Below are 22667 nucleotides of genomic sequence, written 5' to 3' on the forward strand. Positions count from 1 at the left end.
CGCGACTAGGCTGGCCGCTCCGTCATCGAGGGAGCGGACATGCGCAGCCTGACATCGGTCGTCACCGTATTCGCCGCCGTCGCCGGCATGGCCATCGGCGCCACCGCCTGCGCCGGCACGCCCGCGCAGATGGATGCCGCCGCCCTGCAGGCCTGGGCCGGCAAGCCGTGGGACAAGGCCGCGCTGATGAACACCACGGTGGAACTGGGCCGCTACCGCAACGTGCCGGTGGTTGCCGAATTTCCCTGTTCGGACGTCTGCCCGCAATACACCGTGCGCATCATCCACTACCGGCTGCCGCCGGACGCTTCCTGCGCCAGCGTGGGCGGCGTGGAGAAGGAAGTGCTGGTGCCGATCGCGATCGCCGTGATGCCGAAGACGTTCTGCATCCCCGAACCGCTGGTGGCGTCGGGTGCGTACTACGCGAAGTGAGCGTCGCTGTGCTCCTCCCCCTGCAAAGCAAGGGGAGGCAGGCGACCGGAGAAAGTCTTTCAGGTGAGGGGCTTTTGATCTTGCGGCGAAGAGCGACCCCACCCCAACCCTCCCCTACTTGCAGGGGAGGGAGCAAAGCAGGAGCTACTCGCCGGCGCCGTCCTTGGCGAACGCGCCCGGCGCGGAGCCGAAGTCGCCGTGGGCCTGGGCGGCCATGTACGAGAACGCGGCGTACACCGCCACGTTCTGCGCCAGCTCGGCGGGATCGATCTTGTCCAGCGTGTCGTTCGGCGTGTGGTGCCAGTCGAAGTACTTCGTGCCGTCCTGGGTCAGCGACAGCGCGGCCATGCCCTTGGCATGCATCTGCGACAGGTCCGAGCCGCCGCCGCCGGGACGCGTGGCGTCGTAGGCCACGCCGACCGGCTCCAGCACCCTGGCGATCTGGCCGATCGCGTCGCGTGCCTCGGGCTTCACGCTGGCGCTCATGCGCCAGATCGGGCCGGCGCCGAAATCCGACTCGGTGCCGAGCTGGAACTTCGCCACTTCGCCCGCGTGCTTGTCGGCGTAGGCGCGGCCGCCCCACAGACCCATCTCCTCGTTGGCGAAGGCGATCACCCTGATCGTGCGGTCGGGCCGCTGCGGCAGGTCGCGGATCAGCTTGCCGGCGGCCATCGCGATCGCCACGCCGGCGCCGTCGTCGATCGCGCCGGTGCCCAGGTCCCACGAGTCGAGGTGGCCGCCGATGGCGACCACCTGTTCCGGGTGCCTGCGCCCGGTGATCTCGCCGATCACGTTGGCGCCGGTGTATTCGCCGACCACGCCGCAGTCGAGGTCGAGCTTCAGCGTGACCGGTTTGCCGTAGGCGAGCACGCGGGTGAGCTGGTCGGCGTCGGGGTTGGCCAGCGCGGCGGCGGGGATCGCCTTGGCCGGATCGCGGAAGCCGGTGACGCCGGTGTGCGGCGCGCGCTCGTGCGCGTCGGTGCCGGCCGAACGCAAGAGATAGCCGGCCGCGCCCTTCTCCGCGGCGAGCACCGGACCGGCCACGCGTACCGCCGAGCCCATACCGTAGCCGTGGCCGTCCTTCGCACGCTCCATGCGGTAGTCGACGTAGACGATCTTGCCCTTGACGCTGGCCGGCTCGGCCGCCTTCAGCGCGTCGAGGCTGTCGAACTTCACCACCTCGGCGCTCAGTCCGCCCTTCGGCGTAGCGGGCGAATAGCCCAGCGCGGTCAGCGTCAGCGGCTGCGGGAACGGTGCCACGATCGCGGCGTGCTCGCTGCGGCGCATCCACAGCGGGTAGGTGACCGGTTCGGTGTAGACCTTGTCGTAGCCAAGCTCCTTGAACTTCGCCACGGCCCAGTCGACCGCGCGGCGGTCGGCTTCGCTGCCGGCCAGGCGCGCGCCGACCTCGGTGGTCAGCGAGGCGGTGACCTGGTACGCGGTGTTGTCGTGCAGCGCACGGTCGCGCAGCTGTTCGGCCGTCTTAACGGCCGCGGCGGGAATCATGGTGGTGGCGGCACTGGCGATACCGCTGGCCAGCAGGCCGGCGGCGAGCAGGGTGAGGGATAGACGGCGCATCGGGGGACTCCGCGTGGGGGAACCCCGATTATGGCGTGCCTGCCGTTGGCCGCTTAGGCCAGAAGTCACGGATGGCCGAAGGCCGGCACAGGAGCGCACAAGGTGCGCTCCTGCACGGACTACGGCCGGTTCTTCAGCAGGTCGCGGATTTCGGTGAGCAGGGCCACGTCGGCCGGCGGCGCGGCGGGTGCTTCTTCCTGCTTGCGGCTGAGTTTGTTGATCGCCTTGACCACCATGAAGATCGCGAACGCGATGATGATGAACTGGATCAGCGTGTTGATGAAGGCGCCGTACTGGATCGCCACTTCGGCGATCTTGTGCTTCGGATCGCTGTCGTCGCCGGGCTTGAGCACCCACTTCATGGCGGAGAAGTCGATGCCGCCGGTGAGCCAGCCGATCGGCGGCATGACGATCTGGTCGACCAGGGAGGTGACGATCTTGCCGAACGCGCCGCCGATGACCACGCCGACCGCCAGGTCGATGACGTTGCCACGCATGGCGAAGGCCTTGAACTCGCTGATCATGCTCATGCTGCGGGTACTCCCTCTGATGGGCCGGATGGCGGGGCGACTTTAGCGCGCCAACGTAGACGCGCACAGATGAAGGTGGCGTGGAAGCGTCAGTCGATGCGCCCGTCCAGTGCCGCCACGCCGACCAGCTCGGCGTGGAAGCGGTCGCCGCGCTGCAGTGCTGCCACGCCGGCGGGGGTGCCGGTGAAGACCAGGTCGCCGGCCTTCAGCTCGAACAGCGTGGACAGCGCCGCGAGGATGTGCGGCACGTCGTGCACCATTTCGCCCAGCGTGGCCCGCTGGCGCAGCTCGCCGTTCACGTGGAGCCGCAACACGGTCTGTGCGTCCACCGTCGCCGTGCCGACCGGGCGCAGCGCGGAGACCGGTGCGGAGTGGTCGAAACCCTTGGCCACGTCCCACGGATGGCTCTTCGCCTTGGCCTGCGCCTGCAGGTCGCGACGGGTCAGGTCCAGGCCCACCCCGTAGCCCCAGACCAGCGCGGCGGCCTCGGCCGGGCCGAGGTTGCGGCCGCCGGCACCCAGCGCCACCACCATTTCCACTTCGTGATGCAGGTCGGCGGTGGCCTGCGGGTAGGGCACGTCGGCGCCGTCGGCGACCACCGCGTCGGCCGGCTTGCAGAAGAACATCGGCGCGGCCGGGTCCACGCTGGCGCCCATCTCCCGCGCGTGTTCGGCGTAATTGCGGCCGATGCAAAATACCCGGCGGATCGGGAAGCGCTGGTCGGAGCCGGTGATCGGCAGGCTGGGGACGGCGGGCGGGACGAAGGCGTAGTTCATGGCCGCAAGCGTAGCAAAGCCGGGCCGGGTGCGGCGCCGGATGCCGTCCGCCGCGGCGTGTCGATCCGCGGCGCTCCCGTTCGTCGTGGGCAGGGGACGCCCGGCTGCGGGTGACAGCTGTCATCGGCGATGGTTGATGCCATGCTCTGGCAGCGCGCCGGTAGGGCGTCCATGATGTACCCATGCCTCGAACATGGCCGTTGAAGCGGGAGTGGATGTGGACAACGCGGAACTGTTGAAGGAACTGCGCATCGAGCGCCATCAGCGCGAGGACCATGGGCGCAATCCGGGTCGCTGGCTGTGGATCGGCGGCGCTGCGGTGGTGCTGCTGTTGCTGCTCGGCGGCCTTGCGCAGCTGTTTTTCGGCCGGCATGCGGTCACCGTGCAGACCGCCACCGCGGTGGCGCCCAGCGCCGGCGGCGAGGCCGGCGCGGTGCTGCAGGCCACCGGCTACGTTACCGCGCGGCGCAGGGCCACGGTGTCGGCGCAGATCACCGGCACGCTCACCGCGGTGCTGATCGAGGAAGGCGACCATGTGCAGCAGGGCCAGGTGCTGGCGCGGCTGGACGACCACGCCTGGCGCGCCGCGCTCGATGCCGCCAGGGCGCAGGCCGCCGCCGCCCACGCGCTGGTGGCGCAGTACCAGGCGCAGCTGGCACAGAACGAGCGCGACGCCGCGCGCCAGCAGGGACTGGCCGCGCGCGGACTGGTGCCGAAACAGGCGGCCGAACAGGCGCGCACCCTGCTCGACGGCACGCGCGCCCAGCTCGCCGCGCAGCAGAAGCAGGTGGCCGCCGCCGACGCGCAGGCCGCGGTGGCGCAGGTCAACTTCGACTATTGCGTGGTGCGCGCGCCGTTCAGCGGCGTGGTCACCACCAAGGACGCGCAGGTCGGCGAGATCCTCTCGCCGCTGTCCGCCGGCGGCGGCTTCACCCGCACCGGGGTGGGCACCATCGTCGACATGGACTCGCTGGAGATCGACGTCGACGTCAACGAGGCCTACATCGGCCGGATCAAGCCGGACATGCCGGCCGACGCGGTGCTCGACGCCTACCCGGACTGGAAGATTCCCGCCCACGTGGTCGCCATCGTGCCCACCGCCGACCGCGGCAAGGCCACCATCAAGGTGCGCGTGGCGCTGGAAAAGAAGGACGCCCGCGTGGTGCCGGACATGGGCGCGCGGGTGTCGTTCCTGGAACAGCAGCCGAAGGCCGCCGTCAGCGTGCCGCAGGGCGTGCTGGTGCCGGCCGCGGCGATCGTGCAGCGCAACGGCCACAGCGTGGTGTTCGTGCTAGACGGCAGCCGGGTGCGCCAGCGCACGGTGGCTCCCGCCACGCAGACCTATGGCGACTTGCGCCTGCTGCCGACCGCGGTGAAGCCGGGTGACAGCGTGGTGGTGTCGCCGCCGGCCGAGTTGAAAGATGGTTCGGACGTCCAGACCAAGAAACCGTAACTGCTTCACTCCATCCATGTAGGAGCCCGCTCGCCGGCGATGCTTTTGGAGCCGGGATTCAGGACTCTGGATTCGGGATTCGCAAAGGCGACAGCATCGCCCGCGAGCGGGTTCCTGCGGCATCGCCATCATCGGAGAACCACCCATGTCCACGCTGATCGAGATCAAGGACCTTGCCAAGACCTACGAGCGCGGCAAGCAGAAAGTCGAAGTGCTGCACCACGTCAACCTGGACATTGCCGAAGGCGATTTCCTGGCGCTGATGGGGCCGTCCGGTTCGGGTAAGACCACCTTGCTCAACCTGATCGGCGGGCTCGATGCGCCGAGCGCCGGCAGCATCAGCGTGGGCGGTCAGCGCATCGATCAGTTGGGCGGCGGCGCGCTGGCGAAGTGGCGCGCGTCGAACGTCGGCTTCGTGTTCCAGTTCTACAACCTGATGCCGATGCTGTCGGCGCAGCGCAACGTGGAGCTGCCGCTGCTGCTGACGAAGCTGTCCGGTGCGCAGCGCCGGAAGAACGCCGCAATCGCGTTGCAGTTGGTGGGACTGTCCGATCGTGCCGGCCACAAGCCGAGCGAATTGTCCGGTGGCCAGCAGCAGCGCGTGGCGATCGCCCGCGCGATCGTCTCCGATCCCGCCCTGCTGGTCTGCGACGAGCCCACCGGCGACCTCGACCGCCAGAGCGCCGAGGACGTGCTCGGCCTGCTGCAGCAGCTCAACCGCGAGCACGGCAAGACCATCGTGATGGTCACCCACGACCCGAAGGCCGCCGAGTACGCCAGCCATACGCTGCATCTGGACAAGGGCACGCTCGTCGAACAAGCCACGGCATGAGGACGGCGCCATGAAATATCTCCATCTGATCTGGGCCGCGTTGTTCCGGCGCAAGACCCGCACCTTCCTCACCCTGGTCTCGATCGTCGCCGCGTTCCTGCTGTTCGGCATGCTCGATGCAGTGCGCACCTCGTTCGACCAGGCCGGGCAGAGCGCGAACGGCGCCGAACGCCTGCAGACCGGCTCGCGGCTGTCCTTCATCCAGACCCTGCCGTCGTCGCTCGGTGCGCGGATCGCCCAGGTACCGGGCGTGCAGGCGGTCACCTCGGCGAACTGGTTCGGCGGCGCCTACCAGGACCCGCACAACCAGGTGTTCAGCTTCGCGGTGGAGCCGAACTATCTCGACCTCTATCCGGAGATCGCGGTGGATCCGGCCCAGCGCAAGGCCTTCGACGACACCCGCACCGGCGTGCTGGTGGGCGAGACGCTGGCGCAGCGCTTCCACTGGAAGGTGGGCGACAGGATTCCGCTGCAGTCCACCATCTTTCCGGACAAGAACGGCAACAAGACCTGGACCTTCGACATCGTCGGCATCATGCAATCGAAGGACAAGAAGTCGAACGGCTTTGCCGACCAGATGCTGCTGCTGCACTGGAAATACTTCGACGAGACCACGCCGTACAACCGCGGCACCGTAGGCTGGTACGTCACCCGCGTGGCCGACGTGAACCAGGCTGACCGCGTAGCCAAGGCCATCGACGCGCTCTCGGCCAACTCCGACCACGAGACGCGCACGCAGACCGAGGCGGCGGCTACCGCGAACTGGATGAAGCAACTGGCCGACATCGGCCTGATCGTGGGTTCGATCATGGGCGCGGTGTTCTTCACCCTGCTGCTGCTGTCGGGCAACACCATGATGCAGGCGGTACGCGAACGCACCGGCGAACTGGCGGTGCTCAAGACCATCGGCTTCACCAGCCGCAGCGTGCTGGCGCTGGTGCTGGCCGAGTCGGTGCTGTTGCTGCTGATCGGCGGCGTGCTCGGGCTGGGGTTGGCTGCGATGCTGATTCCGGTGGTCAGCGCCGGCAGCGGCGGCATGCTCAATCTGCCCACGGTAGGCGCCGGAAGCTGGGCCCTGGGCCTGGTGCTGATGGTGCTGATCGGCCTGCTGGTGGGTGCGCTGCCGGCGTTGCGCGCGATGCGCCTGAATATCGTCGACGCGCTGGCCGGGCGCTGAGGAGAAAACCATGAAGCGATTCCTGACCAACCTGCTGCTGTTGCTCGTGCTGGCCGTGGCGCTGGCGATCTGGGTGAAACTGCCGTGGCCGGGCGTGCTGGCGCTGGCGGTGCTGTTCGCGCTGTGGATGCTGGCCAGCCGCCGCGGCCGGCAGGCCGCCTCGGTCGCCGCCGTGGGCCTGAGCACGCTGCGCCAGCGGCTCGGTTCCGCGGCGGTGATCGTGATCGGCATCGCCGGCGTGGTTGCCGTGCTGGTGGCGCTGCTGGCGATGGGTGAGGGCTACAGCCAGACCCTGCGCAAGACCGGCAGCGCCGACACCGCCATCGTGATGCGCGGCGCTTCGGCGTCCGAGGTGATGTCGGTGCTCGACCACGACAGCGTGACCCAGGTCGTGCAGACGCCGGGCATCGTGCGCGATGCCAAGGGCCAGCCGCTGGCATCGCCGGAGCTGGTGGTCGCCGCCAACCTGCCGATAATCGGCGGCGGTGCGGACGACGAGGGCAGCGTGCAATTGCGCGGCGTGGGCGAGCAGGCCTGGGCGGTGCGGCCGCAGGTGAAGATCGTCTCCGGGCGCAGGTTCAACCCGGGCATGCGCGAACTGGACGTGGGCGTGGGCGCGGCCAGGCAGTTCGCCGGACTGGCGCCGGGCCGCGAGGTGCGCCTGGGCAGCCAGCTGTGGACGGTGGTCGGCGTGTTCGCCTCCGGCGACGCGCTGGACTCGGAAGTGTGGGGCGACGCCAACGTGGTCGCCGACACCTACCGCCGCGGCAGCAGCCGCGCCTCGGTGGTGGCGAAGCTCGCCGACCCGCAGGCGTTCGGCGCGTTCAAGGCTGCGCTGGAAGCGAACCCGCAACTCAAGATCGATGCGGACACCACGCGCGATTACTATGCCAAGCAGTCCGAGGGCATGAGCAAGGTGATCCGCGTCATGGGCATCACGGTGGGCCTGATCATGGCGATCGGCGCGATGTTCGGCGCACTCAACACCATGTTCGCCGCGGTGGCGGCACGTGCCCGCGAGATCGCCACGTTGCGCGCGATCGGCTTCCGCGGCCTGCCGGTGGTGGTGGCGGTGATGCTGGAGACCATGCTGCTGGCGCTGCTCGGCGGCGTCATCGGCGGAGCGCTGGCATGGCTGGTGTTCAATGGCTACGGCGCCTCGACGTTGGCCGCCGGCACGGTGGGCAAGCTCAGCTTCGAGCTGGCGGTCACCCCCGCGCTGCTGGGGACCGGGCTCAAGTGGGCGCTGGCGATCGGTTTCGTCGGCGGCCTGTTTCCGGCCGTGCGCGCGGCGCGGCTGCCGGTGACCACGGCGCTGCGCGAGTCGTAGGAGCGCATTCGGTGCACGATGCTCTTCTCGTGCGCGTCGGCGATGGGGCGGGCGAGGCCCGCCCGCCGTTCGCGCACAGGGTGCGCTTCTACGGCATCACCGGCGGCACGTAGCTCAGCGTCAGCCCCAGCAGCCACAGCATGCCCAGCACCAGCGGCACGTGCACCACCAGCTGGATGAAGGTGTAGCCGACCACGTCGCGCGCCTTCAGCCCCAGCACGCCGAGCAGCGGCAGCATCCAGAACGGGTTGATCAGGTTCGGCAGCGCCTCGGCCGCGTTGTAGACCTGCACCGCCCAGCCCAGGTGCACGTGCAGGTCGTTCGCCGCCTGCATCACGTACGGCGCCTCGACCAGCCACTTGCCGCCGCCGGAGGGCACGAAGAAGCCCAGGATCGCCGAGTACGCGCCCATCACCGCCGGAAAGCTCTCGGTGCCGGCGACGTGCACGAACAGGTTCGACAGCCGGTGCGCCAGGGTGGCGCCGTCGGCGCCTGGCACGTGGGTGAGCAGCGCGGCGATGCCGCCGTACAGCGGAAACTGGATCAGCACGCCGGACGTGCTCGGCACCGCGCGGCTCACTGCGTCGAGGAAGCTGCGTGGGCGCCAGTGCAGCAGGATGCCGAGGGTCAGGAACAGGAAGTTGTAGGTATTGAGGTTGGCGATCGCGGTGACCGCGCTCTTGCTGGCGAACTCGTGGCCGAGCTAGCCCAGGCCCAGCAAGCCGATCGCCATCGACAGCGCCGGGCTGTATTCCAGCCACTCGCCCGGGCGCGTGCGCGGCGGCAGCGCCGGCGTCGAGGTTTCGCCCACGTCGAAATCCCTTGAAGTGCGCGCGTTCGCGTCCGACGGCGCGGTAAACCAGCACACCAGCAGCGACACCACGATCAGCACCGCGGTCAGCACGATCGACTGCCACAGGAAAATCGTCTGGCTGAAGGGCAGCACGCCGGTGATCGCCAGCAGTCCCGGCGGCATGCTGGCCGGGTTCGCCTGCAGCTGCGCCGCCGACGAGGACAGGCCCATCGCCCAGATCGCGCCCAGACCGAGGTAGGCCGCGGCGCCGGCCGCGCGGTAGTCCATGTGCAGATCGCCGCGCCGCGCCAGTGCGCGCACCAAGAGGCCGCCGAACACCAGCGAGAAACCCCACGAGAGCAGCGAGGCCAGCATGCTGACCAGCGCGATGTACACGATCGCCCCGCGTCCCGTGCGTGGCGCGCGCGCCAGCACGTCGATGAAGCGCGCCACCACCGGCGCGGTGGCCAGCACATAGCCGCCGATCACCACGAACGCCATCTGCATGGTGAACGGGATCAGGCTCCAGAAGCCGTCGCCGAAGGCGGTGACCGTCGCCGTCGGCGTGGCGCCGAAACTGAAGGCGGCCAGCGCCACCACGACCACACCCAGTGCGGCAAACACCCAGGCATCGGGAAACCAGCGCTCCGCCCATGCCGCGCTGCGCAACGCCGCGCGCGCCATCCAGCCGTCCTGCGATGCGTTCATGCTGCTCTCCGCCGGTGAATTGCGCCATCGTCGCGCTGCGGCGGCCGCAGGGGCAAGCCGACCATGGTCGAGAACACCAGGCAGGAGCCCGCTCGCGGGCGATGCTTTGAAGGCCGGGATTCGCGAAAGCAAGAGCATCGCCCGCGAGAGGGCTCCTATGGCTTTGCCGTGTTTCCCTTGCTCTTTGCCAGCGTGATCACCGCCACGCCGGCCAGGATGATCGCCATGCCGGCCAGGTCGAACGGCCCCACGTGCTCGCCGGCCAGCAACACGCCGAACAGCACTGCCACCGGCGGGTTCACATAGGCGTAGCTGGTGGCCAGCGCCGGGCGCGCGTGCCTGAGCACGTACAGGTAGGCGCTGAACGCGATGATCGAACCGAACACCGCCAGGTAGAGGATCGCCAGCGTCGAACGCAGGCTGGGGTGCAGCGGCAGCCGTTCGCCGCTGAGCAGGGCGAAACCAAGCAGGGCGATGCTGCCGCAGATCATCTGCGCGGCGGTGTTCATCGGACCGGGCGGCATCACCTGGCGCCGGCTCCACACCGAGCCGAACGCCCATGCCGCCGCGGCCACCAGCAGGGCGACCGCACCGGTCGACGAGCCAGCCAGGCTGCTGCCCAGGTTCAGCACGATCACGCCGGCGAAGCCGATGGCCAGGCCGATCGATTCGCGCCGGTGCGGCCACTCGCCATACATGCCGGAAAACAACGCCGCAAACAACGGCATGCTGGCCACCGCCACCGCGGCGATGCCCGAGCTCACCCGCTGCTCCGCGAAGCACACCAAGCCGTTGCCCAGGCCGAGCAGCAGCAGGCCGGTGATCGCCGCGTTGCGCCACTGCAGTCGTGTCGGCGGGGCCATCCCGCGCCAGCGCAGGAAGCCGTACAGCGCCATGCCGGCGGCGAGGAAGCGAACGCCGGCGAGCAGGAACGGTGGCCAGCTTTCCAGCGCGAAACGGATGCCCAGGTAGGTCGAGCCCCAGATCACGTACAGCGCGAGCAGCGCCAGCGGGATCAGGAAGCGGGGATCGCTCAGGCTGCGCGGCGTTGCGGCCGCGACGGGGGCAGGGGTATCGGACATGAGGGGAATCGCGTGGGGGCGACGCATTATCCGCCGGATGGCTCAGTGCGCGACGGGCCGGCCCTGACGGATCACCACGAACTCGCCTTCCAACACGGCCGGCTGGGCGCTGGACGCCGTCGGCCTCGCCGGTGCGCGAGCCGGCTTCCACTGGCGCACGGCCAGCAGCACGAGGCCGCCGACCAGCAGCACGCCGGCCACCACCAGCCCGAACACCAGCAGCACGCCCAGCACCGCCGCGCCCAGCAGCAACGACAGGGCGCGCGCCAACGGGTGGCGGGGACGACGAAGGGAAGGCAGGGCAAAGTACATGTGTTAAAAATCCGTGTGGTAAAATCAACGACTTGCGCGAGCAACCATGGGGCCATCCGGCCTGCGAGGCAAGTGCCGATGGATACATTCAGTCCCGTTCAATTGCCGGATCGGCAGGCGCTGTGCCGGCTGGACGAGATCCCCGACGGCGGCGCCACCGCGGTCGATGCGCGCCTGCCCGACGGCGAGGGCAGCCTGATCCTGTTGCGGCAGGGCACGCAGGTACGTGGCTATCTCAACGTCTGCCCGCACGCCGGCCGCCGCCTCGACTACGCCCCCGGCAAGTTCCTGCTGAAGAACGACACCCTGACCTGCGCCGTGCACGGCGCCACCTTCAGCCAGGGCGACGGCCTGTGCATCGGCGGACCGTGCCGCGGCGAACACCTGCGCGCGGTGGCGCTAAGCGTGGAGGCGGGCGAGGTGAGGTTGCTGCAGGACAAGGCCTGATCGGCGCGAGCGGAGAGCGTCTAGAGCCGGCCGTCGACCGTGGTGGCCGGCAACAGGCTCTTGATGTCGAACAGTGCGCAGTGCTCGCGGCCGAAGCGGCGGATGCCCTCGCTGCCCAGGTCGAGGAAGGCCTGGTGCGCCACGGCCAGCACGATGGCGTCGTAACTGCCGGCAGTGGGGGCATCGATCGGGCGGATGCCGAGCTTTTCCTCCGCCTCGGCGGGATCGGCCCAGGGGTCGTACACGTCCACCCGGGCATGCGCGGTTTCGAGTTCGCGCACGATTTCCACCACGCGGGTATTGCGCAGGTCCGGGCAGTTCTCCTTGAAGGTCAGGCCCAGCACCAGGATGCGCGAGTCGACCACGTGGATGCGCTTGTTCGCCATTAGCCGCATCACCCGGTGCGCCACGTGCAGGCCCATGCGGCTGTTGATGCGGCGCGCGGTGAGGATCAGTTCGGCGTTGTAGCCGAGGATGGTGGCCTTGTGGGTGAGGTAGTACGGGTCCACCCCGATGCAGTGGCCGCCGACCAGGCCGGGCTTGAACGGCAGGAAGTTCCATTTGGTGCCGGCGGCGTCCAGCACGTCCTGGGTGTCGATGCCCATGGTGTTGAAGATCATCGCCAGCTCGTTCACCAGCGCGATGTTGACGTCGCGCTGGGTGTTCTCGATCACCTTGGCCGCCTCGGCCACCTTGATGCTGGACGCCTGGTGCGTGCCGGCGGTGATGATGCGCCGGTACAGCGCGTCGACGAAGTCGGCGGTCTCCGCGGTGGAGCCGGAGGTGATCTTCATGATCGTGGGCAGCCGGTGCAGCTTGTCGCCGGGGTTGATCCGCTCCGGGCTGTAGCCGCAGGTGAAATCGTGGTTGAAGCGCAGCCCGGAAGCCCGCTCCAGCACCGGCACGCAGATCTCCTCGGTGGTACCGGGGTAGACGGTGGATTCGTAGATCACCACGTCGCCACGCTTGAGCACGCTGCCGATGCTGGCGCTGGCGCTTTCCAGCGGGCGCATGTCCGGCCGGTTTGCCTCGTCGACCGGAGTCGGCACGGTGACGATGAAGACGTTGCACGGCGCGATGTCCTGCACGTCGGTGGTGAAGCGGAGCCGGTCCGCGGCGGCGAGCTCTTCGGCCGAGGTTTCGAGCGTGTGATCGCGGCCCCGGCACAGCTCGTCGACCCGGCCGACGCTGGTGTCGAAGCCGACGGTGTCGAGCAGTCGGCCGAACGCCACGGCAAGCGGCAGCCCGACGTAGCCGAGCCCGATGATGGCAATTCTGGGTTCGTTCAAGTGTGTATCCCTATGGCTGGCGGCGCGGCGAGCGATGCGCGATCCGGCGGAGAAAATACCAGCGATGCGGGTTGCTGTCGCCGCGCCTGGCGTGCGTTCAATGGAACAGCAGGTTGATCGCCACCAGGGTGGCGATCAGGACCAGCAAGGTCAGCGGCAGGCCCACGCGCAGGAAATCCTTGCCCTTGTAGCCGCCGGGGCCGGTGACCATCATCAGCGCGGGGTGGCCGGAGCTGAGCAGGAAGGTGTTGGAGGAGGACACCGCCACGATCAGTGCGTACGCCGAAGGGTTGCCGCCGGTGGCCACCGCCACGCTGATCGCGATCGGGACCATCATCACGGTGGCGCCCACGTTGGACATCACCTGCGAGAACAGCAGCGTGAGCACGGCCAGGCACAGCTGCAGAAGCCACGGCGACGCGCTGCCCAGGTGGTCCAGCACCACCTGGGCGATCCACGCGGCGGTACCGGTGGCGTCCATCGACCAGCCCAGCGGGATCAGGCAGGCGGTGACGAAGATCGTCTTCCAGTTGATCGCCTTGTAGGCCTCGTCCATGTTCAGCACGCCGGACAGCAGCATGCCGATCGCGCCGGTCATCATCGCCACCGACAGGTCGAGGTTGGTGAACAGCGCCAGGCACTTGGCCAGCACGAAGAAACCCACCGCCTGCCAGATCTTGCCGGGGCGCTGCTGCTCCTTCGGGATGTCGGTGACGACGACCAGGTCGCGGTCCTCCGCGGCGAGCGACAGGTCGCGCCAGTTGCTGTGCAGCACCACGGTGTCGCCGGCGCGCAGGCTGACCGCGCGCACATCGTCGCGGAATACCTGGTCGCCGCGGTTCACCGCCAGCACCGAGATGCCGAAGCGCTTGCGCAGGCGCAGCTCGCCCACGGTGTGCCTGATGAAGCGCGACACCGGCGGGATCACCACCTCGGAAATGCCGGCGCGGGTCGGGTTGAACAGCTCGCCGAGCTGGCGCATGCGGGTGGACAGCCGGCACAGCTGGTTGTTGGCGAACTGGTTCAGCTGCTCGCGCGGGCCGAGCACGCCGAGCACCGAGCCGACCCAGATCACGTGGTCGGCCGGCGGCGCCATGCGTGCGTCGTTGCCGCTCCTGATCGCCAGGATCAGCGGCGCGCCGTGCAATTGCTCGACCTCGCCGATGCTCATGCCGACCAGCGGGCTTTCCGCGGTGACGGTGAGCTCGGCGGTCTCGCCGACGATGCCGTAGGTCTCGGCGAAGTAGCTCTCGGTGCGCCCCGGCGTCACCTTCAGCCGCTCGTCCTCGTGCCCGGGCAGCAGCTTGCGGCCGAAGAAGTAGAAGTAACCGACGCCGAGCAGCGCCAGGGTCAGGCCGATCGGGGTGACGCTGAACAGGCCGAACTTCGGGATCGTGTGCGCGCCCGGCGGCAGGTTCACGTTGGCGCTGGCGATCAGGTCGTTCAGCACGATCAGCGGCGAGTTCGCGATCAGCGTGGTGTTGGTGGCGGTGAGGATGCAGAACGCCATCGGCAGCAGCAGCCGCGACAGCGGTACGCCGGTGCGCGCGGCCAGCCGGCTCGACACCGGGATCATCAGCGCCGCCAGCGCCTGGCTGGGGATCACCGCGCTGAACAGGCTGGCGACCAGGTTGATCACCACGCCCAGGCGCGATTCCATGCCGCGCGCCATGCGCATCACGAAGTTCGCGGTGAGGTTGAGCACGCCGGCGCGGTCCAGCCCCTCGCCCATGATCATGATCGCGATGATCGCGATCACCGCGTTGCCGGCGAAGCCGTTGAACACGCGATCGGACGGGATCAGCCCGGTCAGCCCGATCACCACCACCACCAGCAGCGCCACCATGTCGGCGCGGATCCACTCCAGCACCAGCATCAGCATGGTGAAGCCCACCAGCCCGAGCACCAGGATCATTTCGGGGGTGAGCGAGAGTGCCATCAGCCGACGTCCCTGCGGCGCAGCGGCTTGCGGTGGATGCGGCGGGGCAGTGGAAGCTTCACGCTGCTGTCGATTCGTCCCTGGGCGGATGAGCGCGAGTATAAGCGGCGCGGCGCGGTTGCTGGTGAATCAAGAGCCAAGAGCGCCCCCACCCCGGCCCTCCCCTGCGACCGAAGGAAGTCCCTTTGGGACAAGCAGGGGAGGGAGCACGGCGTTCGGCCCTTACCTTGAACGTAGTGGATGGAGTACGACGCGTTGCTCCTCCCCCTGCTCGCAGGGGGAGGTTGGGAGGGGTAAAGCTCTTCCCTCAACCCCAGCGAAGGACTCGCCATGCACCTCAAGTGGATCCGCGCCCGCCAGCTCCGCAACGGAAGCACCGATGCCGAGCGTCGCCTGTGGTACTTCCTGCGCCGGCAGCAGCTGGGCGGGCACAAGTTCCGCCGCCAGTATCCGCTGGCTGGCTACATCGCGGACTTCGTCTGCGTGTCGGCGAGGCTGGTGGTCGAGCTGGATGGCGGGCAGCATCTCGATGCGCTGGCGTACGACCAGCACCGCACCGCGGCCTTGCAGCGCGAAGGTTATCGCGTGCTGCGCTTCTGGAATGACGACGTGCTGCTGCGCACCGATGATGTGGTGGCGGAGATTTTTCGGGTGCTGGAGGAAAGATCAAAAGCTTGACCCCACCCCAACCCTCCCCTACTGCGTAGGGGAGGGAGAACAGCTGGCATCGTTCCCTCCCCTGCTTGCAGGGAGAACAGCTGGCATTGCTCCCTCCTCTGCTTGCAGGGAGAACAGCTGACATCGCTCCCTCCCCTGCGCAGTAGGGGAGGGTTGGGGTGGGGTCGCTCTTCGCTCAAACCTTCCGGTACAACAAATCCCACACCCCATGCCCCAGCTTCAGTCCGCGCCGCTCGAAGTGGGTTTCGATGCGCCATTCCGGCTTTTCGGCGTACTGGCTGGGGCCGGTGGCGTTGCGCCAGCCCGGGGCGGCTTCCATCACCTCGAGCATGTGCTCGGCGTAAGGCAGCCAATCGGTGGCCAGGTGCAGCAGGCCGTTCGGAACCATGCGCGAGGCGAGCAGGGCGACGAACTCGGGCTGGATCAGGCGGCGCTTGTTGTGGCGCTTCTTGTGCCACGGGTCGGGAAACCAGATGCGCGCCTCGGTCAGCGTGCCCGGAGCGATCTCGTGCTGCAGCACTTCCACCGCATCGTGCTTGTACAGCCGCACGTTGGTCGCGTCGCGCGCGGCCAGCGCGTTCATCAGCCGGCCCACGCCGGGGCCGTGCACTTCCACGCCGATGAAGTCGCGTGCCTGATCGTGCTCGCTGGCCCAGGCCAGCGCCTCGCCGTTGCCGAAGCCGATTTCCAGCACCCGCGGCGCGGCGCGACCGAAGCTTGCCGCGAAGTCGTGCGGGGCACCGCGGTAGTCGATGCCGAAGCGCGACCACAGCGTGTCGAAGGCGCGCTGCTGCGCCGGCGTCATGCGTCCTTCGCGCAGTACGAAGCTGCGGATGCGGCGCATGTATTCGGGGGTGGTGTCGTCGGTCGTCGGCATCCGTGCATTGTAGAGCCTTGCCCCACTCCAGCCCGCCCCTGCAGCAGGGGCGGGCAACCGCTTCATGCGCTGCTTCTTCCGCGCACGCAAGGGAGCGGCGGCCAGGCTCAGTGCTCTCCCTGGTTTTCACCCACCTGCCGCTTGCGGTTGGGCGCATCGCTGCGCTGCGGCTGCCGCGCCTCGGCGCGCGGCTCCGGCATCGCGCGCGGCTCCGGCATGGCGCGCGGCTCCGGCATCGCGCGTGGCTCCGGCATGGCGCGCGGCTGCGGCATCACTTGTTGCGGCGGCTGGTAGCGCGGCATCGGTTCGCCGCGGTCCGGGGCGGGCAGCGGGCGCGGTGATTCGCGCATGGATTCGCGCGGCGCGGGTTCGGGCCGCTGGAAACGCGACGCGGCCGGTTCGCGCACCGTCGGCTCCATCGGCTGCGGTCGTTGCTGCTGCATGGCACGTTCGGACGGGTAGCGCTGGAAGCGGCCATCGTCCGCTGGCGTCGGCAGGCGGGATTCGGCGCGGCGGATCGGCGTCGGCTCCGACGGCAGCGGGCGGTTGTCCGGGATCGCACGCGGCCGCCCTTCGGCGGCGGGCGCGATGTAGCTGACGCCCGGGCGCGGCATCGCCTCGGGGCGGCTCGTGTCGTCGCGGCCACGCGGATGCGCGAAACGGGCCGAGCGCAATTCGGCAGCGTCGCGCGGCGGCTGCGGTCGGTCCCCGGGGCCGGCTGCGGTGATGCGCGGAGCCACCGGAAGCTGACCGGGCATGGTCGCCGGCCGGCGCGGGCCGGCGCCGTTGCGATCGGTCACCTCCAGCCGCTGGCTGCGCTCGGGCCGGTCCGCGCCGTCGAGCACGCGCACGTTGCTGCGCGGCGCGGCGTAGCGATTGTCGCCACGGCCGGTGAAGGCTGCCTCGCGGGCCGGCGCGGGTGGTGCGCGGCGCGCCACTACCTCGCGGTCGAAGCCGCCGGCGGGCAGGTCGCGCGCGTGCGCGCTGCGCGGCGGCCGGTTGGGGTTGTCCTGCGGACGCAGGCGGTCGATGCCGCGCACCGGCACCGGTGCGCTGGCGAGCTTGCGCGGATCGACATCGAGCCGGTCGCGTTGCACGCGGCGCCCTTCGGCGAAGCTCCTGCCGGGCACGGCGGTGAAGCCGCGCGGCGCCATGCGGTTGGCATAGCTGACGTCGCGGAGCGGTCGGCCCGTGCGGTAGTAGTTGTACTGGTGGTTGATGTTGTTGATCACCGTGGTGCGGTTGATCGTGTTGTGCACGTAGATGTTGGTGACGTTGACGCGCGTGTAGTAGCTGCGGTCGCAGCGGTACCACGGGTTGTAGACCTCGCCCGGGCCGAGCGGGAACCAGCCCACCGGCGCGCTGCCGATGCCGATCGACCAGCCGCCGCCACCGACGAAGGCCACCAGCGCCGGCGCGTAGACAGGGCGTACCTCGAGCGGGCCCGGGATCCAGCCCCAGCCGCCGCCGATCCAGGCCCAGCGGCCGTAGTGGTAGGGCGCGAAGCCCCACGGCGCGTCGTCCACCCAGGTCCAGCCCCAGGGCGCGATGTACGCCCAGTGGCCGCTGCGGTACGGCGCCCAGTCGACGCCGATGTCGGAGGGATACCACACCGCGCCGTACTCGCGGGTTTCCCGCCAGCTGCCATAGCGGTCGAGGTCCTGGTAGCCCACCACGTCCTCGGACACGTAGCGGCGGCTGGATGAGCGCGTGTAGCGGCGGTCGCGCTGGCTGGCCCAGTCGTCGAACGCGTCGCCGCCATCGACGTCGGTGATCGTCACCATCGCCAGGCTGGCGTCGGTGAAGCGGTAGCTGCGGCCGGGGTTGATCGGGCGCTGCGCATTGTTCTCGCCGAACACGGTGGCGCTGCCGTCGAGCGCGGTGACCCGGGTGCTGCCGTCGCGGTCGTCGACGTCGACGCGGAAGGTGCCGGGCTGGTCGGCCACCAGCGCCACCGTCGGGGTGTCGATCTCGTAGCTCTGGCCGTCGTCGAGGCGGCGTACGGTGAGGCTGAGCGTGCCCTGGGTCAACTCGATCTGGGCCAGGTTGTCGTCGAGGTCGAGCAGGCCGAGGTCGGTCCGCCCGTCGATGCGCAACGTGCCGCCGCCGAACTCCAGTTCGGCGCGCGCGCCGCGGGCGGTCGACAGCTTGTCGCCGCGGGTCAGCGGCCGGTTGATGTTGGCGTCGCTCCAGTCTTTCGCGCCGGCAGGCAGGAAACCGAGGTCGCCGGCGATGTACGACAGCCGCGCCACCCGGCTCGGCGGGGCGGCGCGGTCATCGGCGCCGGATTGAGCGTGGGCCAGTCCCGCCGCCATGCACAGCAGCACGAGCGCCAGTGCTCGCCAGCGGCGGCGCCACGAAACAGGGGACTCGGCAAACCTGGGCATGCGGCTCTCCTTCGGGCGGGCGTGTGAGACTGGAGCGGGGCGGGTGTTCGTCATGGTGCGGTCAACGTGCATTGTCGGGCCGGCGATGACCATCGCCAGAGTATGCGCAGAGGGCTGTTCAGCACGCGTTGGGCGCCGCGCCGCAGTTCTGCGCCCGCCCCGGCATGGCAGGGGAGGGCCGGGGAGGGGTGCGCTTCGTTCCCGCGAGCTTTTCAACCACGCGAATCCCGGGTTACCATCCGCCGGCCAAGGCGGGTGTAGCTCAATGGTAGAGCTGTAGCTTCCCAAGCTACTGACGAGGGTTCGATTCCCTTCACCCGCTCCACTTCCGGCCCCCGAGTCATCCCGAATCCTCATGGCGGACCTGATCACCCTCGGTTGGCGGGAGCGGCTGGCGTTGCCGCAGTTGGGTATCGGCCTGCTCAAGGCCAAGCTCGATACCGGCGCGCGCAGCAGTTCGCTGCATGTGGACACCCTCGAGGAGTTCCAGCGCGACGGCGCGACCTGGCTGCGTTTCACCCTGCATGTCGGGCGGCGCCAGCCGGTGGAAACCCGTTGCGAGGCGCCGGCATGGGATCGCCGCACGGTCACCGACACCGGCGGCCGGCGCACCGAGCGCTGGTTCATCCGCAGTGAAGTACAACTGGCCGGGCAGCAGTTCAGCGTCGACATCAACCTGACCGATCGCCGGCATATGCTGTTTCCGCTGTTGCTGGGCCGCAGCGCGCTGAGCGGGCGCTTTGCGGTGGACCCGGCGCGTTCCTACACCCAGCCGCGGCCAGTGACGGCGGCCACGGACCTTCGATGACGGCCACTCCATGAAGATCGCGATCCTGTCGCGCAACACCCGACTCTATTCGACCAAGCGCCTGGTCGAGGCCGCGCGCGTGCGCGGGCACGTGGTGCGCGTGTTCGATCCGCTGCGCTGCTACGTGCGCATCGCGCCGGGCGCCTCGTCGATCCGCTACAAGGGCAAGGAGGTGCGCGACATCGACGCGGTGATCCCGCGCATCGGCACCACCAGCACGTTCTACGGCACTGCGGTGCTGCGCCAGCTGGAGATGATGGGCGTGTACACGCCGAATCCGTCCGACGCGGTGCTGCGCGCGCGCGACAAGCTGCGTTGCCTGCAGATCCTCGCCGCACAGGGCATCGACATGCCGGTGACGGTGTTCGGCGACAACCCGGACGACGCCGACGACGTGCTGGCCCTGCTCGGCGACCCGCCGCACGTGATCAAGCTCAACGAGGGCAGCCAGGGCACCGGCGTGGTGCTGGCCGAGAAGCGCGCCGCCTCGCAGAGCGTGATCGAGGCGTTCCGCGGGCTGTACGCGAACTTCCTGGTGCAGGAGTTCGTGGCCGAGGCGAAGGGCAGCGACCTGCGCTGCTTCGTGGTCGGCAAGAAGGTGGTGGCGGCGATGCAGCGCGACGCCATACCGGGCGATTTCCGCGCAAACCTGCACCGCGGCGGTACCGCGCTGGCGGCCGTGCTGAGTGCCGAGGAGAAGCGCATCGCGGTACGCGCCGCCGGCGCGCTGGGGCTGGGCATCGCCGGCGTCGACCTGTTGCGCTCGAAGCGCGGCCCGCTGCTGCTGGAAGTGAATGCCTCGCCCGGGCTGGAAGGGATCGAGGCCGCCACCGGTGTGGACGTGGCCGGCGCGATCATGGGCCTGCTGGAGGCGCAGGCGCGCGAGGGGTCTGCGGAAACCCGTCCGCATCGCAGGCCGGTCAGGGCCTGAGCGGACCCGCGCGCCGCGGAAGCGGCTCTCCCATGGCGAGGCATCGCGGCGGGATGAGACCGGGTTAACCGCACCGTAACCCCGGACCCCCTATAAAGCAGCCACTGTTTTTTGCGGCACGGCGGCCGGCACGGCCCGGTGAGGCAGACAATGGTATCGGGGCAGTAGCTTGGGCCCAGGTGGCGACGGCAAGTCGTGCATCTGGGCCTTTTTCTTGCCTGCGCGGCGCCCCATTCAGTTTCACGGCGCGGCCGGCGCACCGGCTTCACCCAAGATTGTTAAGCTTGCAGCTCCAGCCGGCCCGTGCGCCGGCTGCGCAGGAGTAACCCATGCGCGTACTGGTGATCGAAGACAACAGCGATATCGCGACCAACATCGGCGATTATCTGGAGGACCGCGGCAACGTGGTCGATTTTGCGGGCGACGGCGTGACCGGCCTGCACCTGGCGGTGGTGCACGATTTCGACGTGATCGTGCTCGACCTCACGCTGCCCGGCATGGACGGCCTGGAAGTAGCGCGCAAGCTGCGCCACGAGGCGCACAAGCAGACCCCGATCCTGATGCTGACCGCGCGCGACGCGCTGGAACAGAAGCTGACCGGCTTCGAGTCCGGTGCCGACGACTACATGACCAAGCCGTTCGCGCTGCAGGAACTGGCTGCGCGGCTGGAAGTGCTGGCGCGCCGCGGCAAGGGCCCGCAGAGCCGCGTGCTGAAGGTGGCCGACCTCACCTTCAACCTCGACACGCTGACGGTGAACCGCGAGGGCAAGTCGATCCAGTTGAACCCGATCGGCCTGAAGCTGCTGCAGGCGCTGATGGAAGCGAGCCCGTCGGTGGTGACCCGGCAGGACCTGGAGCAGCGCGTGTGGGGCGAGGAGCTGCCGGACAGCGATTCGCTGCGCGTGCACATCCACGGCCTGCGCGCGGCGATCGACAAGCCGTTCGACAAGCCGCTGATCCACACGCGGCACGGCATTGGCTATCGGATGGTCGAGCCGGATGCAGTCCAGGCGTAAGCTGCGGTTCCGCCTCATCGTCTCGTTCGCGCTGTTCGGCTTCGGCCTCAGTGCGCTGTTCGCATTTGCGGCGTTGAACATCCGCACGCGGGTGGAGGATCAGCTGGTCAACGCCAGCCTGATGGACGACGCCAAATGGGCGAATCAGCAGGCGCGCGAGCATCCCGGTGCCCCCAGCGGCTCCCGCTTGCTCACCGGCACGGTGCTCAGTGATCGCACCTTGTACAAGGCACCGCTGACCTGGCAGAGCCTCGAAAACGGGGTGCACGACATTTTCGAACCGGGACCGGACGGCGAGGAACACCATTACAAGCTGGCCGTTTATCGCGAAGGCGGCATCATCAGCTTTCTGCAATACGACGTGTCGCGCGAAGAGCTCGGCAAGCAGCAACTGCTCTTCAGCGTCATCGGTGCAGTATTCCTGTTCGGCCTGCTCTCGCTGGCGATCGGCCTGTGGCTGTCGCGCAAGGTGCTCAAGCCGGTCAGCGAGCTGGCCAACCGCCTGCGCGATTTCCGCAAGGCCGGCAAGGCCGAGCCGCTGGCACCGCATTTCGCCGACGACGAGGTGGGCGAGCTGGCGCATGCGCTGGATGAGTATTCGGCGCGGCTCACCGCGATGGTCGAGCGCGACCGCGAGTTCAATTCCGACGTCAGTCACGAGCTGCGCACGCCGCTGGCGGTCATCGCCTCCACCACCGAATTGCTGCAGGGTTCGCCCGACCTCACCGAGAAACTGAGCGAGCGGCTGAAGCGCATCGAGCGCGCCTCGCGCCAGGCCACCGAGCTGATCGAGGCGCTGCTGCTGCTGTCGCGCGCCGAGCGGCGCGGTCCCACCCGCGGCGAGACCACCGAGGTGGGCAAGGTCGCCGCCGACGTGATCGAGAGCCAGCGCCCGCAGATGCGCGGCAAGCCGCTGAGCATCGAGCTTGCCGTCAACGCACCGGTCAGCGTCAACGCGCCGGCCTCGGTGCTGTCGGTGGCGCTGACCAACCTGATCGGCAACGCGATCAAGTACACCCTCGAAGGCAGCGTGCGCGTCGAAGTGGGCGATGGCCGCATCGAGGTGATCGACACCGGCCCCGGGATCAAGCCGGAGGACGCCGAGCGGCTGTTCCAGCGCGGTGTGCGCGGCGAAGGCGCCGGCGGCAGCGGCGCCGGCCTTGGCCTGGCGATCGTGCGCCGCCTGTGCGAACTCTACGGCTGGGACGTCTCGATGCGCCCGCGCACCGACGCCAACGGCGCGATCGCCAGCATCAGGTTCAGCTGACACCTCTCCTTCCTGCTGCGCAAGG

At 69.1% G+C, this 22667-nt stretch carries 20 protein-coding genes, 1 tRNA gene and 1 pseudogene; 12 read left to right on the top strand and 10 right to left on the bottom strand.

The genetic code is table 11. The features are described 5' to 3' along the window. Positions 1-39: 39 nt before the first annotated feature. Positions 40-432, top strand: coding sequence for a hypothetical protein (locus RHOOR92_RS0108540; protein WP_027490049.1), 393 nt, complete (start codon positions 40-42; stop codon positions 430-432). 144 nt (positions 433-576) lie between these two features. On the opposite strand, the gene RHOOR92_RS0108545 is transcribed toward RHOOR92_RS0108540, so the two are convergent. The 3 genes from RHOOR92_RS0108545 to RHOOR92_RS0108555 all read right to left on the bottom strand — a co-directional run bounded on the left by RHOOR92_RS0108545 (position 577) and on the right by RHOOR92_RS0108555 (position 3316). Beyond that, complete coding sequence (locus tag RHOOR92_RS0108545) at positions 577-2010, bottom strand: M20/M25/M40 family metallo-hydrolase (RefSeq protein WP_027490050.1); 1434 nt, start codon at positions 2008-2010, stop codon at positions 577-579. A gap of 119 nt (positions 2011-2129) precedes the next feature. After that, the gene (gene mscL, locus RHOOR92_RS0108550) at positions 2130-2540 is read right to left on the bottom strand and encodes a large-conductance mechanosensitive channel protein MscL (protein ID WP_027490051.1); all 411 of its coding nucleotides are present in this window, start codon (positions 2538-2540) and stop codon (positions 2130-2132) included. Positions 2541-2629: 89 nt separating this feature from the next. Then, positions 2630-3316 (bottom strand): fumarylacetoacetate hydrolase family protein, encoded by a 687-nt coding sequence (locus RHOOR92_RS0108555; protein ID WP_027490052.1) that lies wholly within the window; start codon positions 3314-3316, stop codon positions 2630-2632. Between the two features lie 193 nt (positions 3317-3509). On the opposite strand from RHOOR92_RS0108555, the gene RHOOR92_RS0108560 reads away from it, so the two are divergent. The 4 genes from RHOOR92_RS0108560 to RHOOR92_RS0108575 all read left to right on the top strand — a co-directional run bounded on the left by RHOOR92_RS0108560 (position 3510) and on the right by RHOOR92_RS0108575 (position 8108). Beyond that, on the top strand, positions 3510-4769 hold the full coding sequence (locus RHOOR92_RS0108560) for an efflux RND transporter periplasmic adaptor subunit (RefSeq protein WP_027490053.1): 1260 nt from the start codon (positions 3510-3512) through the stop codon (positions 4767-4769). 145 nt (positions 4770-4914) lie between these two features. Then, positions 4915-5601: an ABC transporter ATP-binding protein gene (locus RHOOR92_RS0108565; protein ID WP_007509457.1), complete on the top strand. Its 687-nt coding sequence runs from the start codon at positions 4915-4917 to the stop codon at positions 5599-5601. 10 nt (positions 5602-5611) lie between these two features. After that, a complete protein-coding gene (locus tag RHOOR92_RS0108570; RefSeq protein ID WP_015448741.1) occupies positions 5612-6778 on the top strand; it encodes an ABC transporter permease in 1167 nt (388 codons plus the stop codon). A 10-nt stretch (positions 6779-6788) separates the two neighbouring features. Continuing rightward, a complete protein-coding gene (locus RHOOR92_RS0108575; protein WP_027484562.1) occupies positions 6789-8108 on the top strand; it encodes an ABC transporter permease in 1320 nt (439 codons plus the stop codon). A gap of 88 nt (positions 8109-8196) precedes the next feature. Here RHOOR92_RS0108575 and RHOOR92_RS18620 read toward each other — a convergent pair. From RHOOR92_RS18620 to RHOOR92_RS0108595, 3 genes and pseudogenes are all read right to left on the bottom strand, one after another. Continuing rightward, positions 8197-9585 (bottom strand): annotated as a pseudogene (locus RHOOR92_RS18620) (TIGR00366 family protein). Positions 9586-9764: 179 nt separating this feature from the next. After that, positions 9765-10691, bottom strand: a complete 927-nt coding sequence (gene yedA / locus RHOOR92_RS0108590) for a drug/metabolite exporter YedA (RefSeq protein WP_027490054.1) — start codon at positions 10689-10691, stop codon at positions 9765-9767. Between the two features lie 42 nt (positions 10692-10733). Continuing rightward, a complete protein-coding gene (locus RHOOR92_RS0108595) occupies positions 10734-11003 on the bottom strand; it encodes a hypothetical protein (protein WP_027490055.1) in 270 nt (89 codons plus the stop codon). Between the two features lie 78 nt (positions 11004-11081). Between RHOOR92_RS0108595 and RHOOR92_RS0108600 the strand changes: the two genes are divergently transcribed. Continuing rightward, positions 11082-11450 carry a Rieske 2Fe-2S domain-containing protein gene (locus tag RHOOR92_RS0108600; RefSeq protein ID WP_015448737.1) on the top strand — a complete coding sequence of 123 codons (369 nt, stop codon included), beginning with the start codon at positions 11082-11084 and terminating at the stop codon, positions 11448-11450. A gap of 20 nt (positions 11451-11470) precedes the next feature. Here the strand turns inward: RHOOR92_RS0108600 and RHOOR92_RS0108605 are convergent, their stop codons facing one another. Both RHOOR92_RS0108605 and RHOOR92_RS0108610 read right to left on the bottom strand, forming a co-directional pair. Continuing rightward, positions 11471-12739 carry a nucleotide sugar dehydrogenase gene (locus RHOOR92_RS0108605; protein ID WP_027490057.1) on the bottom strand — a complete coding sequence of 423 codons (1269 nt, stop codon included), beginning with the start codon at positions 12737-12739 and terminating at the stop codon, positions 11471-11473. A gap of 97 nt (positions 12740-12836) precedes the next feature. Next, positions 12837-14678, bottom strand: a complete 1842-nt coding sequence (locus tag RHOOR92_RS0108610) for an SLC13 family permease (RefSeq protein WP_007509440.1) — start codon at positions 14676-14678, stop codon at positions 12837-12839. Between the two features lie 330 nt (positions 14679-15008). On the opposite strand from RHOOR92_RS0108610, the gene RHOOR92_RS0108615 reads away from it, so the two are divergent. Next, positions 15009-15356, top strand: a complete 348-nt coding sequence (locus tag RHOOR92_RS0108615; protein ID WP_027490058.1) for a DUF559 domain-containing protein — start codon at positions 15009-15011, stop codon at positions 15354-15356. A gap of 175 nt (positions 15357-15531) precedes the next feature. On the opposite strand, the gene trmB is transcribed toward RHOOR92_RS0108615, so the two are convergent. Together trmB and RHOOR92_RS0108625 are read right to left on the bottom strand one after the other, a co-directional pair. Then, positions 15532-16233, bottom strand: a complete 702-nt coding sequence (trmB, locus tag RHOOR92_RS0108620; RefSeq protein ID WP_015448734.1) for a tRNA (guanosine(46)-N7)-methyltransferase TrmB — start codon at positions 16231-16233, stop codon at positions 15532-15534. A 107-nt stretch (positions 16234-16340) separates the two neighbouring features. Then, positions 16341-18620 (bottom strand): DUF6600 domain-containing protein, encoded by a 2280-nt coding sequence (locus RHOOR92_RS0108625; protein WP_027490059.1) that lies wholly within the window; start codon positions 18618-18620, stop codon positions 16341-16343. Between the two features lie 251 nt (positions 18621-18871). Between RHOOR92_RS0108625 and RHOOR92_RS0108630 the strand changes: the two genes are divergently transcribed. The 5 genes from RHOOR92_RS0108630 (at position 18872) to RHOOR92_RS0108650 (ending at position 22642) form a co-directional block, all read left to right on the top strand. Then, a tRNA-Gly gene (locus RHOOR92_RS0108630) sits at positions 18872-18945 on the top strand. A 30-nt stretch (positions 18946-18975) separates the two neighbouring features. After that, positions 18976-19428, top strand: a complete 453-nt coding sequence (locus RHOOR92_RS0108635) for a RimK/LysX family protein (protein ID WP_007509420.1) — start codon at positions 18976-18978, stop codon at positions 19426-19428. A 10-nt stretch (positions 19429-19438) separates the two neighbouring features. Further along, positions 19439-20359 (top strand): 30S ribosomal protein S6--L-glutamate ligase, encoded by a 921-nt coding sequence (rimK, locus tag RHOOR92_RS0108640; RefSeq protein ID WP_015448731.1) that lies wholly within the window; start codon positions 19439-19441, stop codon positions 20357-20359. A gap of 329 nt (positions 20360-20688) precedes the next feature. Beyond that, on the top strand, positions 20689-21375 hold the full coding sequence (locus RHOOR92_RS0108645) for a response regulator transcription factor (RefSeq protein WP_007509416.1): 687 nt from the start codon (positions 20689-20691) through the stop codon (positions 21373-21375). Next, positions 21359-22642, top strand: a complete 1284-nt coding sequence (locus RHOOR92_RS0108650) for a HAMP domain-containing sensor histidine kinase (protein ID WP_007509414.1) — start codon at positions 21359-21361, stop codon at positions 22640-22642. The genes RHOOR92_RS0108645 and RHOOR92_RS0108650 overlap by 17 nt, the downstream gene beginning before the upstream one ends. The last annotated feature ends 25 nt before the right edge of the window (positions 22643-22667 follow it).

The sequence above is a fragment of the Rhodanobacter sp. OR92 genome, assembly GCF_000427545.1.
Lineage (GTDB): Bacteria > Pseudomonadota > Gammaproteobacteria > Xanthomonadales > Rhodanobacteraceae > Rhodanobacter > Rhodanobacter denitrificans.